The organism is Paraburkholderia rhizosphaerae, from assembly GCF_004366595.1.
GTDB classification, from domain to species: domain Bacteria; phylum Pseudomonadota; class Gammaproteobacteria; order Burkholderiales; family Burkholderiaceae; genus Paraburkholderia; species Paraburkholderia rhizosphaerae.
Genome location: NZ_SORE01000002.1, coordinates 16,653 through 41,330, shown reverse-complemented (window position 1 = coordinate 41,330; position 24,678 = coordinate 16,653). Strand labels below are relative to the sequence as shown.

11 protein-coding genes and 1 pseudogene are annotated in these 24,678 nt (G+C 64.4%); 9 read left to right on the top strand and 3 right to left on the bottom strand.

The annotated features are described in order from the left end of the window. Positions 1–481 precede the first annotated feature (481 nt). The 7 genes and pseudogenes from BX592_RS02285 to treY all read left to right on the top strand — a co-directional run bounded on the left by BX592_RS02285 (position 482) and on the right by treY (position 19,444). Complete coding sequence (locus tag BX592_RS02285) at positions 482–3,922, top strand: maltotransferase domain-containing protein (protein ID WP_134190043.1); 3,441 nt, start codon at positions 482–484, stop codon at positions 3,920–3,922. Between the two features lie 9 nt (positions 3,923–3,931). After that, on the top strand, positions 3,932–7,390 hold the full coding sequence (gene treS / locus BX592_RS02280) for a maltose alpha-D-glucosyltransferase (protein ID WP_134190042.1): 3,459 nt from the start codon (positions 3,932–3,934) through the stop codon (positions 7,388–7,390). Next, positions 7,383–9,620 carry a 1,4-alpha-glucan branching protein GlgB gene (gene glgB / locus BX592_RS02275; RefSeq protein WP_134190041.1) on the top strand — a complete coding sequence of 746 codons (2,238 nt, stop codon included), beginning with the start codon at positions 7,383–7,385 and terminating at the stop codon, positions 9,618–9,620. The genes treS and glgB overlap by 8 nt, the downstream gene beginning before the upstream one ends. A 205-nt stretch (positions 9,621–9,825) precedes the next feature. After that, positions 9,826–12,137: pseudogene (gene glgX, locus BX592_RS02270) on the top strand (glycogen debranching protein GlgX). Positions 12,138–12,303: 166 nt separating this feature from the next. Further along, complete coding sequence (gene treZ / locus BX592_RS02265; protein ID WP_134190039.1) at positions 12,304–14,196, top strand: malto-oligosyltrehalose trehalohydrolase; 1,893 nt, start codon at positions 12,304–12,306, stop codon at positions 14,194–14,196. 5 nt (positions 14,197–14,201) lie between these two features. After that, positions 14,202–16,466 (top strand): 4-alpha-glucanotransferase, encoded by a 2,265-nt coding sequence (malQ, locus tag BX592_RS02260; RefSeq protein ID WP_134190038.1) that lies wholly within the window; start codon positions 14,202–14,204, stop codon positions 16,464–16,466. Then, complete coding sequence (gene treY, locus BX592_RS02255; protein WP_134190037.1) at positions 16,463–19,444, top strand: malto-oligosyltrehalose synthase; 2,982 nt, start codon at positions 16,463–16,465, stop codon at positions 19,442–19,444. The genes malQ and treY overlap by 4 nt, the downstream gene beginning before the upstream one ends. 104 nt (positions 19,445–19,548) lie before the next feature. Here the strand turns inward: treY and BX592_RS02250 are convergent, their stop codons facing one another. Both BX592_RS02250 and BX592_RS02245 read right to left on the bottom strand, forming a co-directional pair. Beyond that, positions 19,549–20,892: a hemolysin family protein gene (locus tag BX592_RS02250; RefSeq protein ID WP_134190036.1), complete on the bottom strand. Its 1,344-nt coding sequence runs from the start codon at positions 20,890–20,892 to the stop codon at positions 19,549–19,551. Between the two features lie 187 nt (positions 20,893–21,079). Next, a complete protein-coding gene (locus tag BX592_RS02245) occupies positions 21,080–21,886 on the bottom strand; it encodes a sensor histidine kinase (protein ID WP_134190035.1) in 807 nt (268 codons plus the stop codon). A gap of 153 nt (positions 21,887–22,039) precedes the next feature. On the opposite strand from BX592_RS02245, the gene BX592_RS02240 reads away from it, so the two are divergent. Further along, positions 22,040–22,381 carry an FKBP-type peptidyl-prolyl cis-trans isomerase gene (locus tag BX592_RS02240; protein ID WP_134190034.1) on the top strand — a complete coding sequence of 114 codons (342 nt, stop codon included), beginning with the start codon at positions 22,040–22,042 and terminating at the stop codon, positions 22,379–22,381. 33 nt (positions 22,382–22,414) lie between these two features. Beyond that, entirely contained in the window at positions 22,415–23,221 is an 807-nt protein-coding gene (locus BX592_RS02235) for an AraC family transcriptional regulator (RefSeq protein ID WP_134190033.1), read from the top strand. 114 nt (positions 23,222–23,335) lie between these two features. Here BX592_RS02235 and BX592_RS02230 read toward each other — a convergent pair whose 3' ends face one another. Further along, positions 23,336–24,523, bottom strand: a complete 1,188-nt coding sequence (locus BX592_RS02230) for an O-succinylhomoserine sulfhydrylase (protein WP_134190032.1) — start codon at positions 24,521–24,523, stop codon at positions 23,336–23,338. Positions 24,524–24,678 lie beyond the last annotated feature (155 nt).

The window sequence follows — 24,678 nt, the reverse complement described above, 5'->3', positions numbered from 1 at the left end:
ATCCGGCATCGCGCGGCGCCACACTTTATTTGCGAGTCTGCGCGATGCCTTGCCGGCCGCGCATTCCGCGCGCTTTCGATGCAGGCGGGCCGTTTCCCGCCCGCCAATTGGCATAACGCTTGCTCGCCCATGGCGTGCTCTTGCCGAGGGGTTCGGCGCACCCGGGTGGCCGGTGCCGATTGCCGAAGCGCGGACGCCGGATGTCAGGCCCCGGCAACGCGGCGGAAATGGCGCACCGTGCCCGGCTGCAAGCGGGGTTGCGAATCCGCCAGGCGTCCTGCCGCCTGATGCACTAAATTGTGACGAGTAGCCAGTCAGTCGGACCCGACGTAGTGACAACGGAAACAGGCAGCACTTGCCCATGCTCAAAAGCGCCGTCGCTCTAGCATCGCGCGGCATCCGGCTCTGAAAGCCCAATAAGCGGCTGTGATCGCACATCCGGTGCATCCACGCCGCGGCAAGACGAATCTGGAAACGATCGATGGAAGCTCCCCACGCCTATGCGCCGCGGATCTACTTTGTTCACTCCCTGCTCGTCGGTCCGCTCGACGCGTGGTCTGCTCAATTCGCACACGCCGCCGCACTCGGCTTCGACCATGTCCTGATCGGCGCGCTGTTCAAACCCGGCGCGGCCGGCCACACGCAGATCGTCAGCGATCACGCGCAACTGCACCCGGTGTTCGGCAACGGCCAGCCGGCCGCCGACGCGCTGCAACGCCTTGCCGGATTCGCGCGCCAGTACGGCCTCACACTGCTGGTCGATCTGGTGATCGACCGGGTCGCCGCCGACGGCGCGCTGTTCAACGCACATCGCGACTGGTTTCATCCGTTCGAGCCGGAGGAAGCGCGGCTCGATCCTCGCCATGCGCGACACGAAGACAACGTCGCGTATGCGAACTTCGACGGCGCAGCGTGCGCGTCGCTGATCGACTGGTGGACACAGGTGATGCGCGCACTCGCGCAAGCCGGCATCGGCGGGTTCCGCTTCGATTCGCCGCATCGCGTACCGGCGTCGGTCTGGCGACGGCTGCGCGCCGGCGTGCGCGAGCAGCATGCGTCGACCCGCTTTCTGGCGGCGACGCCGGGCCTTACGCGCGCCGATTTGTTGAGCCTCGAAGGCGCCGGCTTCGATAGCGTGTTTTCGTCGTCGCGGTGGTGGGACTTCCGCGCACCATGGATGATCGACGAACATCACGCGCTGTCGCGCGTCGGCGCACCCGTTGCGTTTCCCGAAGCGCCGTATGGCACGCGCCTCGTGCACGACGTCGCCGATACGCACGACGCGACGATCGTCGAACGCGTGTATCGGCGCGCGCTCGCCGCGGCGACCACGATCGGCACCGGCTGGATGATGCCGATGGGCTTCGAATACGGTGTCGCTGAACCGATGTCGTATCTGCACGGCGATCCGCGCGCGTTTGCGGACGAATGCCGCGCGCGGCGCTTCGATCTGAGCCAGCACGTGAAGCACGCGAACGCATTGCAACGCGACACCTGGACGTTGCAGACCGCCGGCGAGCTGCGCGTGCTCAGCGCGCCCGATGCGCCGCTCGCGGTCCTGCTGCGCGGCGATCAACGCGATCTGCGCGATGCGAACGAAGCATTGCTGGCCGTGTTCAATCCCGAGTTGAGCGTACCGGTGTATGGCGACCCCGCGCGCTTCCTCGACGGCGTGCCCGGCAATTTCACGCGCTTCGTGCCGCTGCACGGCGATGCGAACACGCCGCCTGCACCGCTCAAGCCGTTTGCTGTCGCGCCCGCCGGCTTCAAACTGCTGGCCGCGGTGCCGGACAAGCCGGTGGTGCTTGCGCCGCCCGTCGACAAGCGCACCAGCAAGACGTCCGCGCACAAAACCGTGCTCGATGCGATCGCGGCGCCGCGCGTCGCGATCGAAAGCGTGACGCCATCGGTCGACTATGGGCGCTTTCCGGCCAAGCGCGTGGTCGGCGAGCGCGTGCCGGTGAGCGCCGCGATCTTTGCCGAAGGGCACGACAAGATTGCCGCCGCGGTGATCTGGCGCGCGGCCGATGAAACCGCGTGGCACGAAGCCTCGATGACGCCCGCGCAACCGGCCGGCAACGACTTGTGGGAAGCGCACATTCCGCTCGAGCGGGTCGGCCGTCATGAGTTCACGGTAATCGCGTGGCGGGACGACTTCGCGTCGCTGGTCGACCATATGCAGAAGAAGCTGAAGGCCGACCAGCCGGTTGATCTCGAACTCGAGGAAGCAAAGCATCTGTTTGCGCTGGTGCTTGCCGAAGTCGAAACGGCCAGCGACAGCGGTGCGGACCCGAAACCGCTTGAACAGGTGGTCAAGACGTTCACCAAGGCCGATACCGCCGCTCGTCTGCAGATCGTGCTCGCGCCGTCGACCGCGCAGGCCGTCGCGGCTGCGCGCCACCGGCCTTCGCTATCGCGCGATGGCGCGATCTACAAAATCGACGCCGAACGCGCGGCTGCGCGCTTTGCGAGCTGGTATGAGATCTTCCCGCGCTCGATGAGCGACGACGAGCACCGCCACGGCACCTTCGACGACGTGATCGGCAAACTGCCGCGCATCCGCGATATGGGCTTCGACGTGCTGTACTTCCCGCCGATCCACCCGATTGGCAAAGCGAACCGTAAAGGCCGGAATAACACGCTGACGGCCGGCCCCGACGACGTCGGCAGTCCGTATGCGATCGGCGGCGATGCGGGCGGCCACACGGCTGTGCATCCGGAGCTCGGCACGCTCGACGATTTCCGACGGATGCTCGCCGCCGCGCACGACCATGGCCTCGAGATCGCGCTCGATTTCGCGATTCAATGCTCGCCCGATCACCCGTGGCTGAAGGAGCATCCGACATGGTTCGCGTGGCGCCCCGACGGCACGCTGCGCTATGCGGAAAATCCGCCGAAGAAGTATCAGGACATCGTGAACCCGGACTTCTACGCGCGCGATGCAAAGCCCGATTTGTGGATCGCACTGCGCGACGTGATCCTGTTCTGGATCGACGCGGGCGTGCGTGTGTTTCGCGTCGATAACCCGCACACGAAGCCGCTACCGTTCTGGGAATGGATGATCGCCGATGTGCGCGCGCGTCACCCGGACGTGATCTTTCTATCGGAAGCATTCACGCGGCCGCGCGTGATGGCGCGCCTCGCGAAGGTCGGCTTCTCGCAGTCGTACACGTACTTCACATGGCGCGAGTCGAAGCGCGATTTCACCGAGTATCTGACCGAACTCACGCAGACGAATCTGCGCGATTTCTTCCGGCCAAACTTCTTCGTCAATACGCCGGATATCAACCCGCGGCATCTGCAATGGTCGGGTCGCGCGGGCTTTGTGATCCGCGCCGCCCTGGCGGCGACGCTGTCCGGGCTGTGGGGTGTCTATAGCGGCTTCGAACTGTGCGAAGCCGCGGCGTTGCCGAACAGCGAGGAATACCTCGATTCGGAAAAGTATCAACTTCGTGCATGGGACTGGAACCGGCCGGGGAATATCGTCGGCGAGATCACCGCGTTGAATCGCATCCGCCGCACGAACCCCGCGCTGCATACGCATCTGGGCCTCACGTTCCTGCCCGCGCACAACGACCACATCCTGTTCTTCGAGAAGGCGACCGACGCGCGCGATAACGTGATCGTCGTCGCGATCAATCTCGATCCGTTCAATCAGCAGGGTGCGGACATCGAACTCTCGTGGGCGACATTCAATCGCTGGCAACTGCACGATCATGCGAGCGTCGACGTGATCGATCAGATGAACGGCGAGCGATTCCAGTGGCATGGCCGCTGGCAGCATGTGCAACTCGATCCGAATACACGGCCTTTCGCGATCTGGCGCATCGAACCCGCCGGCGGTTTGCCGCGCGACGCGATACCGGAAGCGGAACAGGCTGCACTGGCCGGTGGCGATCTAGCCGACCCACTCTCCGAATGAAGGTGCGAAATGAAGCGTGACGATCCTTCTGATAGCGCAGTACAGGCGACCATCGCCGATCCGACCGTCGAAGAGCCGGTCACGGAGCGGCCCGCACGGCGTCGTAAAACCTCGACGTTGTCCGACGATCCGCTGTGGTACAAGGACGCGATCATCTACCAGGTGCACGTGAAGTCGTTCTTCGATGCGAACAACGACGGCGTCGGCGACTTCGCGGGACTGCTCGCGAAGCTCGACTACATCGCGGAACTCGGCGTTACCGCGATCTGGCTGCTGCCGTTCTATCCGTCGCCGCGCCGCGACGATGGCTACGACATTGCCGACTACCGCAATGTGCATCCGGACTACGGCACGATCAGCGACGTCAAGCGCTTTATCCAGGCCGCGCACGCGCGAGGTATACGGGTGATCACCGAGCTTGTGATCAACCACACGTCGGACCAGCACCCGTGGTTTCAGCGCGCGCGGCGCGCGAAGCCCGGCTCGAACCATCGCAACTACTACGTGTGGTCGGATAGCGACCAGAAATACGCGGGCACCCGCATTATCTTTATCGACACCGAGCCGTCGAACTGGACGCACGATCCGGTCGCGGGCGCGTACTACTGGCATCGCTTTTATTCGCACCAGCCGGATCTGAATTTCGACAACCCGGCGGTGATGCGCGAAGTGCTGCAAGTGATGCGTTTCTGGCTTGACATGGGCATCGATGGGCTACGGCTGGATGCAGTGCCGTACCTCGTCGAACGCGAAGGCACGAACAACGAAAACCTGCCGGAAACGCATGCGATTCTGAAGAAAATACGCGCGACGATCGACGCCGAGTATCCGAACCGGATGCTGCTCGCCGAAGCGAACCAATGGCCGGAAGACGTGCAGGAGTATTTCGGCAACGAAGACGAATGCCATATGGCGTTCCACTTTCCGTTGATGCCGCGCATCTATATGGCGATTGCCAGCGAAGACCGCTTTCCCATCACCGACATCATGAAACAGACGCCGGATCTCGCGGCGACCTGCCAATGGGCGATCTTCCTGCGCAATCATGACGAGCTCACGCTCGAGATGGTCACCGATTCCGAGCGTGATTATCTGTGGAACACCTACGCGAGCGATCGCCGCGCGCGACTGAACCTGGGCATTCGCCGCCGCCTCGCGACCTTGATGGAACGCGACCGCCGCCGCATCGAATTGATCAACTCGCTTTTACTGTCGATGCCAGGCACGCCTGTTATCTACTACGGCGACGAACTTGGGATGGGCGACAACATTCACCTCGGCGACCGCGATGGCGTGCGCACGCCGATGCAATGGTCGTCGGACCGCAATGGCGGTTTCTCGCGCGCGGACCCTGAGCAACTGGTGCTGCCGCCGGTGATGGGCTCGCTGTACGGCTTCGATGCGGTGAACGTCGAAGCACAAAGCCGCGATCCGCATTCGCTGCTGAACTGGACGCGCCGGATGCTCGCGACGCGCCGTTCGAAACATATGTTCGGCCGCGGCACGATCCGCTTTCTGAAGCCGAGCAATCGCAAGATTCTCGCGTATCTGCGCGAGATGCCCGGCGAGCCGGCCATTCTCTGTGTCGCGAACCTGTCGCGCGCGCCGCAAGCGGTCGAGCTCGACCTGTCCGAATTCGCTGGCACGGTGCCGGTCGAGATGACGTCGGACTCCGTGTTTCCCGCAATCGGCCAACTCAGTTATCTGCTGACCTTTCCGCCGTACGGCTTTTTGTGGTTCCTGCTGTGCTCGAGCAATCAGCGACCGACCTGGAGCCAGGCGCCATCCGAAGCATTGCCCGATTTCGTGACGATTGTGATCCGCGAAGGACAGGCCGGCCCAACACCCGAAAACGTGCGTCTGCTCGAATCGGAGGTGCTGCCGTCGTGGCTCGTGCGGCGCCGCTGGTTCGCATCGAAGGACCAGAAGCTGAACGCGGTACGCCTCGCCGCGCTGACGACCATTCCCGAGGCCGGCTTCGCGTTCACCGAGATCGAAGCGGATGTCGGCAAGCACACCGAACGCTACGTGCTGCCGCTCGCGATCACATGGGGCACCGACACGACGACGCCACTTTTTATCCAGCTCGCGCTCGCACGCGTGCGACGCGCGCGCAATATCGGCCACCTGACCGACGCGTTCGCGCTACCACAATTCGCGTATGGCATTCTGCGCAAGCTGCGCCAGCGCGCGGCGGTGCCGACCGTGCAAAAGAGCGAGATCCGCTTTATCCCGACCGATCGCTTCGACGAACTCGATCTCGGCGACGCGCCCGAGGTCCGCTGGCTCGCAGCCGAACAGAGCAACAGCTCGCTGGTGATCGCCGACGCGATCGTGCTGAAGCTGGTGCGGCGCCTGATGAGCGGCGTTAACCCGGAAGCGGAAATGACCCGCTACCTGACGCAACACGGCTATGCGAACACCGGGCCGCTGTATGGCGAAGTGGTGCGCGTCGATCCGCAGGGCGTGCCGCATACGCTGTCGATCCTGCAAGGCTTTATCGATAACCAGGGCGATGCGTGGAACTGGGCGCTCGATTATCTGCGCCGCACGATCGACGAACTCGCGCTCGCGATCGACGGCGAGCCGACGCAGGACCGTATCAACGAGGATGAAGCGTTCGAGGGCTATGCATCATTTATCGGCGTGATCGGCAAGCGGCTTGGCGAGTTGCATGTGATACTCGCGGCGCCGTCCGACGACCCGGCGTTCGCGCCCGAGCCCGCGACGCCCGAACAGGTGCGCGCGTGGATCGACGGCACGCAGTCGATGCTCGCGGCGGCGCTCGATCTGCTCGACAAAAGCATCGATCATCTGTCCGACGACACGCTGCTGCTCGCACGCAGCGTGCTCGACCGGCGTGAACGGCTGGTCGAAGCGGTCGAACATCTGGTGAAGGCGGACGCCAGCGCATTGCGCACGCGCATCCATGGCGACTTCCATCTGGGCCAGGTGCTGGTCGCGCAGGGCGACGCATTCCTGATCGACTTCGAAGGCGAGCCGGCTCGTGAGCTCGAAGAGCGCCGCGCGAAATCGAGCCCGTTGCGCGATGTCGCGGGGCTGCTGCGCTCGCTGTCGTATGCGAGCGCGGCCGCGCAATCGACGACCGAGGCCGCGCCGCAACCGACCGCCGACCGCAAGCGCGCGCTATTCGAGCGCTTCCGCTCGCATGCAGCCGAGGCGTTCCTCGCCGAATACCGCGCGGCCATAGAGCAGTCGTCGCAGCCGCTCGTCGCGCCCGCCGACGAACAGGCGTTGCTCGATCTGTTCCTGATCGAAAAGGCCGCGTATGAAATCCGCTATGAAGCGGCCAACCGGCCATCGTGGCTCGGCTTGCCGGTACGTGGGCTCGCCGCGCTCACGAGCCGCCTGCTCGGCGACACGGGCACGCCGCCCGGCGGCATGATCGCGCCGCATTCCCCGGACGGCACACAGCCGCCGAACCCCGCTGAGGGCGATTATGAGTGAGCAAAGCAATATTCATCATGCCGCCGAAAGTGCGATGGCGGGATTGCATCCGCTCGATATCAACGCGCTCGTCGATGCACGCCATCCAGACCCGTTCTCGCAGCTCGGCATGCATCAGACCGACGCCGGCCCAGTCGTGCGCGCGATGCTGCCGAACGCGGCGCGCGTCAGCGCGGTCGCGCGCGACGACGGGCGTTTGCTCGGCGAACTGCACCCGGTGCATCCCGGCGGCCTGTTCGCCGGCCTCGTCAGCGATGCGGTGCCTTACCGGCTGCGCATCGACTGGCACGGACCGGTGCAGGAAATCGACGATACATATTCGTTCGGCCCGGTGCTCGGCGACGAACCGCTGCAGCGCGTCGCGTGGGGCGATCCGTATGCGGTGCTCGAATGCCTCGGTTCGCGGCCGTTCGTGGTCGACGGCGTGCACGGCGTGCGCTTCGCGGTATGGGCGCCGAATGCGCGCAGAGTCTCCGTGGTCGGCGACTTCAACTCGTGGGACGGCCGCCGCCATCCAATGCGGCTGCGCCATCAGGCGGGCGTGTGGGAACTGTTCGTGCCGCAGATCGGCGCCGGCACGCGCTACAAGTACGAGATGCTGACGCGCGACGGTCATCCGCTGCCGCTGAAAGCGGACCCGTGCGCGATGCAGACCGAAAAACCGCCGGCCACCGCATCGGTGGTCGCGCACGTCGACAAGATCGAGCAATTCGCGTGGACCGATCGCGAATGGATGGACTCGCGCGGCAACCTGCAAACGCCGCAGACACCGGTTTCGATCTATGAGGTTCATGCGGAGTCCTGGCTGCGCATCGCCGAACAAGGTCATCGCGGGCTCGACTGGTCCGAACTCGCGGACCGGCTGATTCCTTACGCGAAGGGGATGGGCTTTACGCATATCGAGTTCATGCCGATCGCCGAACATCCGTTTGGCGGCTCGTGGGGTTATCAACCGCTTTCGCAGTTCGCGCCGTCGGCCCGCTTCGGGTCACCCGAGCAGTTCGCCGGCTTCGTGAACCGTGCGCATGAAGCGGGACTCGGCGTGATTCTCGACTGGGTGCCCGCGCACTTTCCGAACGACTCGCATGGCCTCGTGCAATTCGACGGCACGCCGCTTTACGAGCATTCGGACCCGCGCGAAGGCTATCACCAGGACTGGAACACGATGATCTACAACCTCGGCCGCAACGAGGTCAGCGCGTTCCTGATCGCGTCCGCGCTGGCGTGGCTGATGCGCTATCACGTCGACGGATTGCGCGTCGATGCGGTCGCGTCGATGCTGTATCGCGATTACTCGCGCGCGGCCGGCGAGTGGGTGCCGAATATTTACGGCGGCCGCGAGAACCTCGAATCGATCGCGTTCCTGAAGCGGTTGAACCACGAAGTACAGCATATGCCCGGCGTACATGGCGCGATGACCGTCGCGGAGGAATCGACTGCGTGGCCTGGCGTCACCGCGCCGGTCGACAGCGGCGGTCTCGGTTTCCAGTTCAAATGGAATATGGGCTGGATGCACGACACGCTGCATTACATGCATGAAGACCCGGTGCACCGCCGCTGGCATCACCACAACATGACCTTCGGCATGGTGTACGCGTATTCGGAGCGCTTCGTGCTGCCGCTGTCGCACGATGAAGTCGTGCATGGCAAAGGGTCGCTGCTCGGCAAGATGCCGGGCGACCGCTGGCAGCGTTTCGCGAACCTGCGCGCGTACTTCGGCTTTATGTGGACGCACCCCGGCAAGAAGCTGATGTTCATGGGCGGCGAGTTCGGGCAGATGGCCGAGTTCGATCACGACGGGTCGCCGCACTGGCACCTGCTCGACGACGACCTGCATCACGGCGTGCAAAAGCTCGTGCGCGACCTGAACCGGATGTATCGCGGCGAGCCCGCGCTGTATCAGATGGACAGCGAGCCCGGCGGCTTCGAATGGATCATCGGCGACGACGCGGCCAACAGCGTGTACGCGTTCCGGCGCATGGACGGCGCAGGCCGGGAGATCGTCGCAATCTGCAATTTCACGCCGGTGCCGCGTCATCATTATCGGATCGGGATGTCGCGCCACGGCCGCTGGAGCGAGATACTGAATACCGATGCCGCGGTGTATGGCGGATCGAATGTCGGCAATGGCGGTCTGATCTTTACCGAGGACGTGCCGAGTCACGGCCGGCCGCAATCGGCGTCGCTGATCCTGCCGCCGCTTGCGACCGTCGTGCTGCGCGCGGACTGACGGACGGTTGCCGCGACGCAGTGAGCGACGCACTGCGCGATGCTTCCGCACGCAACACGACGCGCACGTAGTGCCCGCGAGTTCGCGGGTTGTTTGCCCGCAGTTTGCTGGTTATCCGCGGGTTTGCCCGCGGGTTCGCCCGATCAAGCACAAGCGCGCATAGGTACGATCAAACGCGCACAAGCCGAAACAAGGAACGGGAACCATGTCGCACGTACTGCCCGATCGGCTGTTGCCGGGCTCGCCCTATCCGCTCGGGGCGCGCTGGGACGGACTGGGCGTAAACTTCGCGGTGTTTTCCGCGAACGCGCAAACCATCGAGTTGTGCCTGTTCGAACCGAGCGGGCGCAAGGAGCTGAAGCGCTACGCGCTGCCCGAGTGCACCGACGAGGTCTGGCACGGCTATCTGCCGTATGCGCATCCGGGCACTGTCTACGCATTTCGCGCGCACGGGCCCTATCAACCGCAACACGGCCACCGCTTCAATCCGCACAAGCTGCTGCTCGACCCGTACGCGCGCAAACTGATCGGCCAATTCCGCTGGTCCGACGCGCTATTCAGCTATCGCGTGCATTCGAACAAGGTCGACCTGTCGATCGACCGGCGCGATTCGGCGCCGGCCATGCCGAAATGCGTGGTGGTCGATGAAGCGTTCGACTGGACGCACGACTCGCGGCCCAACGTGTCGTGGGGCGATACCGTGATCTACGAGACGCATGTGCGCGGCGCGTCGATGCTGCGCAACGATTTGCGCCCGCCCGAACGCGGCACGTTTTCGGCGCTCGCGTCGCCGGAGTTCATCGATCACCTGCTGAGGCTCGGCGTGACCGCGGTCGAACTGCTGCCGGTGCACGCGTTCCTGAACGACCGTTTTCTCGTCGAACGCGGTTTGCGCAACTACTGGGGCTATAACACTGCCGCGTTCTTCGCGCCGGAACCGTCATACCTGGCCTCGCATCGGCTCGATGAAATGCGCATCGCGGTACGGCAACTGCATGCGGCCGGGATCGAGGTGATTCTCGATGTCGTCTACAACCATACCTGCGAAGGCAGCGAGACCGGCCCGACCGTATCGTGGCGCGGCCTCGACAATGCCAGCTACTACCGCCTCGTGCCCGGCGACGAACGCCATCACATCAACGACACCGGCTGCGGCAATACGCTGAATACGACGCACCCGCGCGTGCTACAGATGGTGATGGATTCGCTGCGTTATTGGTCGACCGCGTTTAATGTCGACGGCTTCCGTTTCGATCTCGGCGTGACGCTCGGGCGCGAGGCATCGGGCTTCGATCCGGGCTCGGGTCTGTTCGACGCGATCCGCCAGGACCCGGTGCTGTCGCAGCGCAAGCTGATTTCCGAGCCGTGGGATATCGGGCCTGGAGGCTATCAGCTCGGCAATCATCCGCCGGGCTTCGGCGAATGGAACGATCGTTTTCGCGACTGTGTGCGCCGTTTCTGGCGCGGCGATGCGGGGCTGCGTCCCGACCTTGCCGCCCGTTTGACCGGTTCGTCGGATCTGTTCAACCGGCGCTTTCGCAAGCCGACCGCGTCGATCAACTACGTCGCATCGCACGACGGTTTCACGCTCGCCGATCTCGTGTCGTATGAGCACAAGCACAACGAAATCAACGGCGAGCACAACAACGACGGCCATAACGAAAACTACAGCTCGAACTGGGGAGTTGAAGGGCCGGTCGGCCCGCTCGGCGCACCGGCTGACGACGAGCACACCGATCAGACAAATGGCGAGCCGGTGGGCGGCGCACCGGTCACGGCGGAACGAATCACGATCGACGCGGCCGCCGTTGCGGCGATCGAAGACACCCGCAGGCGCGTCGCGCGTTCGATGATCGGCACCCTGTTTATCGCGCTCGGCACACCAATGCTGCTCGCCGGCGACGAAGCGTGGCGCACGCAAAGCGGCAACAACAATGCGTACTGCCAGGACAACGCGATATCGTGGATCGACTGGGAACGGACGACAACGCCGCAGGCCCAACAGATGACTGCATTTGTCACGCGGATGATCGCGTTGCGCAAACAGCATCCGCTGCTGCGCGAGACGCGCTTTCTGGTAGGCGATCGCGAAGTGCTGCCTGGGCTGTACGACGTGGGCTGGTTCGACGAACGCGGCGAGCCGCTGTCGATCGAAGCATGGCAGGACCCGGAAGGCCGCGCATTTACGCTGCGGCGCGCGGGTCCAGGACTCACCGGCGAAACCGAAGTATTGTTGATGATGTTGAACGGGTCGGGCGACGCACTGCGCTTCATTCCGCCGTCGCCGCACCTGGAATGGCACATGCTCGTGGACTCGGCGGACCCCGATGCGCCGCCGCGCCCGCTTGCAGCAGCCGACCTGGAAGTGGCCGCGCATGCGCTTGTGGTGCTCGCGGCGAGGCCAGCCGACGACGACGCGGAGTGGCAAGTGCACCGGACGGCCGTCGACAGAAGGACCCGCGATTTCTGACTGGATTGCGCGGCCGCCCGAGCGACGCGCGTGAGCGACACGCATAAGCGGCGCGTGACTCGCACGTCCGATTGCACGACGAGCGAGGCGGCACAGTGACGCAAGTATCGGCATTGAATTTGAAGGGCGACGTGGAGCAGGCGGGCCGGCACAGGTGAAGCGGCGTAGACGGCGAAAGCCGGCAAGCGTGCCGCATAACGAAAGGTGACGATCATGCATGACAGAGCGATTGATCCCCACGCGCATCAATACGCGCATTGCCTGCCGTTTGGCGCGCAGGTGCTTGGCGCGCGCGGCGACAAACCGCACACGCGCTTCAGGCTGTGGGCCCCGTCGTGCCGCAAGGCCGAACTGGTGATCGAAAGCGGCGCGTGCGGCGGCGTGCACGACATGAGCGAATCCGGTGGCGGCTGGTTCGATGTCGAAACCGAGTGCGGCCCCGGCACGCTGTACCGCTTCCGGCTCGACGGCAAGCTGACGGTGCCCGACCCCGCGTCGCGGTTTCAGCCGCAGGACGTGCACGGGCCTAGCGAGGTGATCGACCCGCGCGCGTATCACTGGCAACACACGCATTGGCAAGGCCGGCCCTGGGAAGAAGCGGTGCTGTATGAATTGCACGTCGGTGCGCTCGGCGGCTATGCGGGTGTGATGAAACGGCTGCCGGCGCTCGTCGAACTGGGCGTGACTGCGATCGAACTGATGCCGCTCAACGACTTCCCCGGCAAGCGCAATTGGGGCTATGACGGTGTGCTGCCGTTCGCGCCGGATTCGTCATACGGCCGCCCTGACGATCTGAAAGCGTTGATCGATACCGCCCATGGTCTTGGGCTGATGGTGCTGCTCGATGTCGTCTATAACCATTTCGGGCCGGACGGCAATTATCTGCATCAGTACGCGAAGGCGTTCTTCCGCGACGACGTGCACACGCCATGGGGCCCCGCGATCGATTTCGAGCGGATGGAAGTGCGCGAGTTCTTCTGCGACAACACGCTGTACTGGATCAACGAATACCGCTTCGACGGACTGCGCTTCGATGCGGTCCACGCGATCCGCAACGACGAGTGGCTGCGCGACGTCGCCGATCATATTCGCGCGAAGGTTCAGCATGGCCGGCACGTGCATCTGGTGCTCGAAAACGAGCGCAACACCGCAAACCTGCTCGACACGCACTTCACCGCGCAATGGAACGACGACGCGCACAACGCGCTACACGTGCTGTTGACCGGCGAGACCGAAGGTTACTATCGCGCGTATGCACAACAGCCGATCCGCCTGCTGGCGCGCGTGCTGTCGAGCGGATTTGCGTACCAGGGCGAGCCGTCGCCGCTGCACGACGGCGAACCGCGCGGCGAAGCGAGCGGCCATTTGCCGCCGACATCGTTCGTGATGTTTCTGCAGAACCACGATCAGATCGGCAATCGCGCGATGGGCGAGCGGCTACGTTCGCTCTGTTCGGACGATGCATTGCGCGCCGCAATCGGCCTTGTGATGCTGTCGCCGCAAATTCCGCTGCTTTTCATGGACGAAGAGTACGGCTCCAGGCAACCGTTCCTGTTCTTTACCGACTACACCGGCGAACTCGCCGACGCAGTACGCGAAGGCCGCCGTCGCGAGTTCGCGCGTTTCGCCGCGTACGCCGATGAAAAGCGCCGTGCGCAGATTCCCGATCCAAACGATCCGCGCACGCTCGAAGCGTCGTCGCCGCGCGGCGCGGATGACGCGTCGCCTGAGCGTGTCGAATGGATGCATTTCTACAAGTCAGCGCTGGCGGTGCGCGCGAAACTGATCATGCCGCGCCTCAAGTATGCAAAGCCGCTTGGCGCAACCGTATTGACCGCGCAGGATGGCACCGAGGCCAATGCGCTCGCCGCGCGCTGGAAGCTCACTGACGGCGAGACGCTGTCCGTCGTGCTGAACCTCGCGGATCACGCGGTGCCTTTGCAGGACCGGCCGCCCGGCAAAGTGGTCTTCGAAACACCGCCGCGCGTGCGCGATCGCGTCGATGCGGGCGAGCTGCCGGCGCAGTCGTTTGTCGCGTGGCTGACCGGCGACGTCAGCGAATATGCCGCCTGCCACGATGCGCGCCAAAGCGCCCATCAGGAGTGACGCGCGTGAATGCTGCCCGCCGCCCCAGCGAATCGATCGCAAGCCTCGCGACGCGTGCCGGTTTCGAGATCGAATGGCAAGACGCGCATCAGATGATGCGGCGCGTACCCGATACCACGCTTTCCGCGTTGCTCGAACGGATGGGCCTGCCGTGCGGCAGCGCGACACAGGTCCGCCAGAGCGCGGCCGCGCTCGACGCGGAACTGTCCGGCCGCAAGCTGCCGCCGCTGATGACCGCCGAATGCGGCCGCGGCATCGCACTGCCCGCTGCGGCGATCAAGTCCGGCAGCCGCTATCGTGTCGAGCTCGAAAGCGGTTCCCTGATCGACGGCCGCTTTACCGCGCCGAAAGGCGAAGCTGCGCTGCTCGCGCCGATCGATGAAGCGGGCTATCACACGCTCGTGATCAACGAGCATCGAATGACGCTGGCGGTCGCGCCGGCGCGCTGCTATACGGTGAACGACGCGTGGCGCTCGATGCAGGCGAACGCTTCCGATCAGGCCGGCGATGCGAACCGCCAACCGATGCCACCGTTGTGGGGTATCGCCGCGCAGATTTACGGGCTGCACCGCGTCGGCGACGGCGGGATTGGCGACTACACCGCGCTTGCAACGCTCGCGATCGAAAGTGCAAAGCGCGGCGCACATGTCCTCGCAGTGAGCCCGACGCACGCGATGTTCAGCGCGCAGCCACAGCGTTTCAGCCCGTATGCGCCGTCGTCGCGCTTGTGGCTGAATGTCGCGCATATCGATCCGGCTGCGGTATTCGGCGCCGAGGCCGCCCATCATGCGATCGAAACCGCGCGAGCGGGCGACGCGTGGCGGCAGCTCGAAGCGCAGCCGCTGATCGACTGGCCGTCTGCGGTGCCGCTGAAGCTGAAGGTATTGCGCGTGTTGTTCGAGCATTTCTGCGCGCACGATCGCGCACAGGATTTGCCGCGTGCGCTGGAATTTCATGGGTTCTGTACGCGCGGCGGCCGCGCGCTCGAAGATCACGCGCGCTTTGAAGCCTTGCACGCGTATCAGCTTGCGCAGCCGGACGGCGAAGGCTACTGGCGCAAATGGCCCGAGCCGTTGCGCGATCCGCGTAGCGCCGAAGTCGAAGCGTTCGCGAACGAGCATCGGCATGAAGTGGAGTTTCATCTGTTCCTGCAATGGCTCGCGGCGAAAGGGCTGTCGCACGCACAGCACGCGGCGCGCGATGCAGGGATGGCAATCGGATTGATCGCGGACCTCGCGGTCGGCTGCGATAGTGCAGGCAGCCATGCGTGGTCGTATCGCGACGAAATGCTGCACGGCGTGTCGGTCGGCGCGCCGCCGGATCTGTTCAATCAGGCGGGCCAGGCGTGGGGCCTCACGACATTTTCCCCGCGCGCGATGCGCAATCAGGGTTTCTCGGCCTTTATCGATATGCTGCGCACAGTGTTCGCGCATTCAGGCGGCGTGCGCATCGATCACATTCTCGGCTTGCGCCGCCTGTGGCTCGTGCCTGAAGGCGAGCGCGCAAAAAACGGCGGCTATCTGCGCTATCCGCTCGACGATATGTTGCGGCTGATCGCGCTCGAATCGTGGCGGCATCGCGCGATCGTGATCGGCGAGGATCTCGGCACCGTGCCGCCCGGCTTCCGCGAGCGGCTGGCCGATCATGGGCTATCCGGCATCCGTGTGCTGTGGTTCGAGCGCGCGCAGGAAGGCAAAGGTTTTCGGCCACCGTCCGAGTGGGACCGTAACGCGGCCGCGACCACGACCACGCACGATCTACCGACCGTCACCGGCTGGTGGCGCGGCGAGGACATCGTGTGGCGTAACCGGATCGGCCAGACGATGCCGCGTAGCGATGGCCGCGACCCGGTCGAGGCGGCGCAGGCCGAACGCGCGGTGGATCGCGCGGCGCTGTGGCGCGCGTTCCAGCAGGCCGGCGTCGCGGCCAGCGGCGTCGCGGCGCCGCCGCCCGATCAGGCGCCGGTCGACGAAGCGCTCGCGTTCGTTGCCGCGACGCCGTCGCCGCTTGCAACCTATCCGCTCGAAGATCTGCTCGGGCTCGAAGAGCAGCCCAACCTGCCCGGCTCGATCGACGAGCACCCGAACTGGCGCCGGCGCGTGATGAAGCCGGTGGACGCACTGTTTGCGGACGCAACGTTCTGCGACCGTCTGCGCGCGGTCGACCATGCACGCAAGGCTGCTTCGGCAGGCACAGCGGATGCACCGGGTAAGACTGGCCCATCCGCTTCCTCCGGATCTACCGCTTCTTTGCCGCCGAATACGCCATGACCGTCCCGCGTTCCACGCTCCGGCTCCAGTTCCATCGGGGCTTCACTTTCGACGATGCGCTCGCGCACATCGAATACTTCGCCGCGCTCGGCGTGAGTCACCTGTACACGTCGCCGGTCACGACGGCCGTGCCGGGCTCGATGCACGGCTACGACACCGTCGACTACACGCAGGTCAGCGCCGAATGCGGCGGCGAAGCGGGGCTCACGCGTCTCGCGGACAAGCTGCGCGAGCGCGGCATGGGGCTGATTGTCGACGTGGTGCCGAACCATATGGGTATTGCAGGCTCCGGCGCGCATAACGCGTGGTGGCGCGACATCCTCGAATGGGGCCGGCATAGCGCTTACGCGCGGCATTTCGATGTCGACTGGCATTCGCCGGACCCCGCGCTGCGCGGCAAAGTGCTGCTGCCCTGTCTCGGCGCGCCGTATGGCGAAGAGCTCGCCGCGGGCCGCATCGCGTTGCGCTTCGACGCGGACTCCGGGCGCTTCAATATTGTGTACGGCGATCATGTGTGCGCGGTGTGTCCGGTCGATTACGCCGCACTGCTGCAGGCCGCTGATCACCCGGACCTTAGCGCGCTTGCCGATCGCTTTCACGGCCTCACGACGCAGCCGGCCGATCAGCCGCGCGCCGCGCAGGCGCGCGACACACTACGCGATTTCGTCAGGCAGAACGGGCTCGCGCCGATCGAGTTCGTATTGCAGGCGTATGCGCCTGAAGATCCGGTCGCGCGCGATCGTCTGCACCGGCTGCTCGAGCGGCAGCACTTCCGGCTTGCATGGTGGCGCACCGCGGCCGACGAAGTGAACTGGCGGCGCTTCTTCGATATTTCCACCCTCGCGGCGGTACGTGTCGAGCGGCCGGAAGTCTTCGACGCGGTGCACGCGCTGGTGTTTCGCCTGTACGCGGAAGGCGTGATCGACGGCGTGCGGATCGATCATGTCGACGGACTCGCCGAGCCGCGCGAATACTGCCAGCGCTTGCGACAGCGGCTGTCGGAGTTGCGCGAAGGCGCGCCGTATATCGTCGTCGAGAAGATTCTTGCGCGCGGCGAATCGCTGCGCGACGACTGGCCGGTCGACGGTACGACCGGCTACGAGTTTATGAACGACGTGGGCGCGCTGCTGCACGATCCGCGCGGCGCGGCGCCGTTGGCTGCCGCCTGGGCCGAGCTCAGCGGGCGCAGCGCATCGTTTGCCGACGAAGCGATGATCGCGCGCCAGAAGATCCTGTCTGAAAACCTCGCCGCGGAACTGGATCGCGCCGCGCGCGCGTTGCATCGCATTGCGCGCGACAACGTCACGACGCGCGATTTCACGTACACGTCGATCCGTCGCGTGACCAGCGAGCTGGCCGCGCAGTTTCCGGTCTATCGGATCTATCCGCAAAACGGCATGCGCAGCGCGGCGGACAACGTGTTCTTCGACAAGGCGCTCGATGCCGCGCGGCGCAGGCTGTCGCGTGCCGACCGCACGGTGCTCGAGCGCGTCGATGCATGGCTTGGCGGCGGCGCCGACGAATCAGCCGGCGCGCGCGAAGCGACCAACCTGCGTGCGCCGCCGTTGCAAGGCGCGGCAGCCGGCGCATTCAATCATGCAGTGGCCGCGCGGCGCACCGTGCAAACGTTGTTCTCGCAACTGACTGCACCGGTCGCGGCCAAGGCGATCGAAGACACCGCGTGCTATCGCTATGGTCGGCTGTTGTCGCGCAACGAAGTGGGTGCCGATCCGGGCGAGTTCGCGCTGTCGGTCGAACAGTTTCATGCAGGCAATCTCGAACGCGCGCGGCGCTTTCCGCACGCGATGCTGGTCACTGCGACGCACGATCACAAGCGCGGCGAAGATGTGCGCGCGCGGCTGGCGGTGCTCAGCGAGATCGCCGACGAATGGAGCACGACACAGCGCGCGTGGTCGACATTGAACGCGCCGCAGCGGCGCGCGGCGGATGGCGGCGCGCACGCTGGCGCTGATGAAACGATTGTCGATGCGCTGAGCGAAGACTGGGCGCCCGGGCCCGTTGCGGAAGCACTGCTTTACCAAACGCTGGTCGGCTGCTGGCCCCCCGATCTGACCGCCGACGATGAAGCCGGCATCGCCGCGCTCGCGAGGCGCATCGAGCAATGGCAACTGAAGGCGCTGCGCGAAGCGAAGCTGCGAACCACGTGGTTCGCTCCGGACGAAGCGTACGAAAACGCATGCCGTGCGTTTCTGTTCGACATTCTCGCGCCACAGCGGCGCAATGGTTTTCTGCGCGAACTGTGCGCGTTTATCGCACGCATCGAGTGCGCGGGCGTGATCAACAGCCTGCAACAGACGGTTTTGCGGTTGGCGTCGCCGGGTGTGCCGGATCTGTATCAAGGCACCGAGCTATGGGATTTTAGCCTCGTCGATCCCGATAACCGGCAGCCGGTCGACTTTGAAAAACGGGCTGCGTTGCTCGCGGAGAAACCCCCTTCAGAATTTCTTGCGACGTGGCGCGACGGACGTGTGAAGCTCGCGATCGTGCAACGCATGCTCGCATTGCGCGCGCATTTGCCGGAACTGCTAGGGCCTGGCGAGTATCTGCCGTTGACGGTGCAAGGTACGCACGCCGAGCACGCGATCGCGTTTGCGCGGCGACAGGGCAATACGTGGGCGGTGGTGATTGCGACACGTCTTGCAACGGGGTTGCTGCAACGCGATGCCGATGCCGATGCCGATGCCGATGCCGATGCCGATGCCGATGCCGATGCAGCTAGTGTCGGCGCAGGTGCAGGTGCCGATGCTCGTGCGCCACACGACGTGCCGCTTGTCGAGCCCGCCCGCTGGGAAGACACCGCCGTGCGAATGCCGGACGAACTGGTTGCGCGCGCCATGTTCGACTGGCTGAGCCCGGCCGCGCCGAAGGTCGACGATAACGGTCTGCTGTATCTGCGCGATGCGCTCACGGCGATGCCGGTGGCGGTGCTGGTCGAGGACGGTGTGCCGCGCGCGTGAGTTTGAGCGAAAGGCCTCGCACCGCAAGTGCTGTCGCAGCAGCGTGCGCATGTTTGCGCGAGAAAGTACGGCACACGCCATCGCGCGGAACTTGCCGTTGCCGGTCAACCGCCTTCGTCAGCAAATTCCTTCGGATAGACGCGCACAAGCACGATGCGCGGCCCGGTCATCTTCTTCACGACAATATCGAAGCGATCGAACTCCACGCGCTGCCCTTCCGACGGCAAATCGCGCAACGCCTGAATGACCAGCCCGCCGACCGACTCCGCGCGGCCTTCATCGATATCGATGCCCAGCGCGCGTTCGAGCGACACCACCGGCAAGCTGCCCTTGCCCATCAACGTGCCGTCGTCGAGGCGCGTCCAATCCTGGTCGCCCTGGCGGAACTCGTCATGAATCTGGCCGACCAGCGCGCCAAGCAGATTGTCGAGCGTCAGAAAGCCAATCGGCTTCGCGTGTTTGTGGCCCACCAGCGCAAGATGCGGCGCACCTTTGCGAAAGCGCCGGAACAGTTCCAGCGCCGGCATGTCCGGCTTCACGTATTGCACCGGTCGCACGTATTTCGACAGGTTGTCGAGCGAGCTTCCCGCATGCCGCGCGAGCAACAGGTCTTTCAGATGGATCGTGCCCGCCACGTGTTCGCCCGATGCGTCTTCGAAGAGCGGGTAACGGCTGAAACGGTGCCGCGCGATGATCTGCATATTGTCGCGCCACGGCAGATCGCGCCGCAGGCTCACCAGTTCGTGCGCGGGGCGCATCAGGTCGGAGACGGTCATCCGCGAGAAATCCAGCGAATGCGCGAGCGTGTTCCACTCGTCCGGGCTATAGGTCCGACCTGGCAGTTCCATTTCGTCAGCGACACTCGTGCGGCGCGCGCGCAGGATCAGCTTCAGCTCTTCGTTCGAATAGTGTGTGTCGCCGCCGTGATCCGCCGTCAGGCCCGCGATGCGCAACACCGCATTCGCGCTCGTGTTGAGCACCCAGATCGCCGGATACATCAGCCAATAAAACGCGTAGAGCGGCAGCGCAACCCACAACGAGATCTTCTCGGCCTGGCGAATCGCCAGTGACTTCGGCGCAAGCTCGCCGACCACGATGTGCAGAAACGAAATGCACGAGAACGCGAAGAACAGCGAGATGCCGTGAATCATCTGCGCGGACTCGACGCCGAGCGCTCTGAATAGCGGCATCAGTAAATCGGCGAACGCAGGTTCGCCGATCCAGCCTAGCCCGAGCGACGCCAGCGTAATGCCAAGCTGACACGCGGAAAGATACGCGTCCAGCCTGCCATGGACGGTTGCAAGCAGCTTGCCGCGTACGCCGTGCCTTTGCGCGAGCGTCTGCACGCGCGTCTGCCGCAGCTTTACGAGACCGAATTCAGCTGCGACGAAAAAACCGTTGAGCGCAACCAGCAGCAACGCACCGATAAGGGCGACAACCTGGATCAAAGCGACGGGCTCCGGCGACAAAAGTCGTCAGTATAGAGGGTGACAGCACAGCGAAAGTAGTGTGTGCGATGAGCGCGGGTCGCAGGGTGTGCCTGTACGCCCGCTTTGCGAGGTAGGCCGCGCATAACGACCACTTGGAATGCGGAGACCGCGCCGCGCCTGACGGCGTATGCAGAGCCTATGTCACTTATCCCCGCTTCAGCGGGATGCGCAACGACAGTGTCGCAGGCTCCCCTTGCGCAAACTCGCGTTGTTCGAATGCGCCTTCATGCGCTTCAGCAACCCGTTTGCACAGCGCAAGCACCCATGCAATGCGCCCCGCTTCGCGCGGCTCGCCCGCCTGTCTGCGCGCGAATGCTTCGAGCAGGTGCGGTAATTCCGCGTCATCGAGCGCGTCGGGCACTGCGGTGAACGTCGCAGCCGCATGCCACATCGATGCGTCCGCGTGCGTGACGAGCGTGACTGTCGAGTCCGGCGCGCTCGCCTCGGTCGCGAATGTCAGCATCAGCCACAGCGCGGCGGCAAGACGCTCGCGATCGCCATCGAGTTGCTCGGCGGCCAGCGGAGTATCGAGCACGAGTCGCACGCCGCGCGGTTGCGCGAGCATGTCGCGAACATCGATCACGGTCGCATCGACAAACGGCCGCAACTCGAAACATTCACGCTTTAGCGCGAGTGTTTTGGTTTCCGCGCGGGTTGTGTCGACAATCGTCTCGAGCAATTGCACCTGTTGCTCGACGCCGCTGCGGATGCCCGCGAGCGCGCGCTGCGCGGTCGTGTCCGCGCCGTCGACCTTGCGTTCGAGCACGTAGGCCCAGCTATGGATTGCGTTCAGCGGGCTGCGCAGATCATGAGAAACAAGCGACAGCACATGATCGCGCATAAAAAGCGCGGTCTGCGCGCACAGGCGGGCAGCGCGTTCCGACGCAGCAGTGCCGGGCAATCCCGGTTCATGGCTGCTGCTCGCTGGGGAAGGCGTGGTCACAATCGACATCCTCTAAACAGTTCGTGATTCGAATGGTCAGCCAACATTATAGGCAAGGCCCTTACATGAAACGCCACGAAACGCCATGAGAACAGCCCTTTCGCGGCGCTCGCGCAACGCGCCTACAATAGCGGTTTCAAACGCTTTCAAATGGAGCAACTTATGCCGACCGTCACGACCGAATCCGGCCTGAAATACGAAGATCTGACCGAAGGCTCCGGCGCCGAAGCACGCGCCGGGCAAACCGTCAGCGTTCATTACACGGGCTGGCTGACCGACGGCCAGAAGTTCGACTCGAGCAAGGACCGTAACGATCCGTTCGCGTTCGTGCTGGGCGGCGGGATGGTCATCAAGGGCTGGGATGAAGGTGTGCAAGGCATGAAGGTCGGCGGCGTGCGGCGCCTGACGATTCCGCCGCAACTCGGTTATGGCGTGCGTGGCGCGGGCGGCGTGATTCCGCCGAATGCGACGCTCGTGTTCGAAGTCGAACTGCTCGAAGTCTGAGCGCGAAGTCTGAGCGGAAAAGGCGCACAGTCCATGGCCGGCAGTTTTGTCACCGCCGCGTCGCCGAGCGTCGCGTTGCGACGCTTCAGCGAAATCGAAGCGTCGGACGTGCACGAGTTTCATCAGATCGTGCTCGGCGTCGATGGGTCGATGGTGATGGCGGTCGACGGTATCGAACGGCAGATCGATCGCCGCTCCGCGTGGCTCGTTCCCGCCGGATCGCGCCATGACTACGCGGGCATCGGGGAAAACCGGCACCTTGTGCTCGATTTGCCGGCGGCGTCGCTTGCCGTGCCTGAGCGGCTCTTCGAGCGTGCGCGGACCATCGATATCGATGCCGCCTTGATACAACTGGTCGGTGAGATTGCTGTATCGACCGTGGCGGGCGGTCATGGTCACGTGGAGCAGAATGCGGCTGCACTGCGCCGCTTCAACTGGGGCGCGGCCGCGCAACTGTGCGCGGCACTCGTGCAGGACGCGGGTCACGCGTCAGCAAGCGCCGCGCATGTGCAGGCGGCCGCGGGCCTCGACTTCGCGCGCATCGACCGCTGGTTGCGCGCGCATCTGGCCCAACCGCTGCGTATGGTCGATCTCGCCGCGCATTGCGGCTTTGGATTGCGGCGCTTTCACCAGCTTTTCATTGAAGCGTTCGGCGAGACGCCGCATCGCTATCTGCAGCGGCTGCGGCTCGATACGTCGATTACTTTGCTCGCCGATCCGCGCCGATCGCTCACCGACGTCGCGCTCGACGTCGGGTTTGGCGATCAGAGCGCGTATACGCATGCGTTCACGCGCCGTTTCGGCATTGCGCCGGGACAGTGGCGCGCGCTGCGGCACTAGGCGCAGCGCGACGCGGTTTCCTCGCGATTTTCCGTCGTTTACTTTTCACCGTGGTTTTACATCGCGTTGCGCGGCATCCGGCTCTTCGTTCCCTTCGCTGCGCTCAAGCGTCGTTCAGTTCAACCCGCGCGCCAGATCCGCGCGGATATCGGATGCGTTTTCCAGACCCACCGCCACACGAATCAGCCCTTCAGTGATGCCCGCCGCCGCGCGCGCTTCGGGCGTGATGCGCGCGTGCGTCGTCGTGGCCGGATGCGTGATTGTCGTGCGCGTATCGCCGAGATTGCCGGTGATCGAACAGATCTTCGTGCTGTCGATCACGCGCCATGCGTTTTCGCGCTGCGCTTCGGGCGTATCGCCTTTCAGCTCGAACGACAGGATCGCGCCACCCGACTTCTGCTGACGCTTCGCAATTGCGTATTGCGGATGCGATTCGAGGCCGGGGTAGAACACGCGGTTCACCGCCGGATGCGTTTCGAGCCAGCGCGCAATCTCGAGTGCATTCGCCGACTGACGATCAACGCGCAGCGACAGCGTTTCCATCCCCTTCAGCAGCACCCACGCGTTGAACGCGGATAGCGTCGGGCCCGCGCTGCGCACAAACGGAAACACCTTTTCCATGATGAACTGTTTCGAGCCGACCAGCGCGCCGCCGAGCACGCGACCCTGGCCGTCGAGAAATTTCGTCGCCGAATGCATCACGACGTCCGCGCCCAGCTTCAGCGGTTGCTGCAGCGCGGGACTGCAAAAACAGTTGTCGACGACGAACAGCGCATTCGCCGCCTTCGCAATCTTGCCGATCGCTTCGATATCCGCGACTTCAGTCAGCGGGTTCGACGGCGTTTCGAGGAAGAACATCTTCGTCTCCGGACGCACCGCATTTTTCCATGCGTCGAGATCGGTCGGATCGACGAACGTCGTCGCAATGCCGAACTTGCTGAAGATCTGCGAGAACATGCCGAGCGTCGAACCGAACAGGCTTTGCGAGCTGACCAGGTGGTCGCCCGCCTGCATCGCGGACATCACCACCGACAGGATCGCGCTCATCCCCGACGCGGTCGCCATGCACGCTTCGCCGCCTTCGAGCGCCGCGAGCCGGTCCTGGAACATCGTGACGGTCGGGTTCGTGAAGCGCGAGTACGTGTAATAGTCTTCCGACTTTTTAAAGCGCTCGGCCGCTTCGGCCGCATTCGCGAATACGAAGCTCGAGGTCAGAAAAATCGCTTCCGAATGCTCGCCGAATTCACTGCGCTGCGTGCCCGAACGGACCGCGAGCGTGTCGAAGTTGAAGGTGTTGTCCATGTTCGTTCTATTTCCGATGTTGTTGCCAGATGACAATAAAAAAGCCCGCTTTGCGTCGGCATAAGCGGGCTTTCTGTGCGGAAGCTTCGAGCGTAGGCGGCACGCGTTCGCTGCCGCCGTTCACTTTAGCTGTTTCGGGCCGCCCTTTTCAGAGC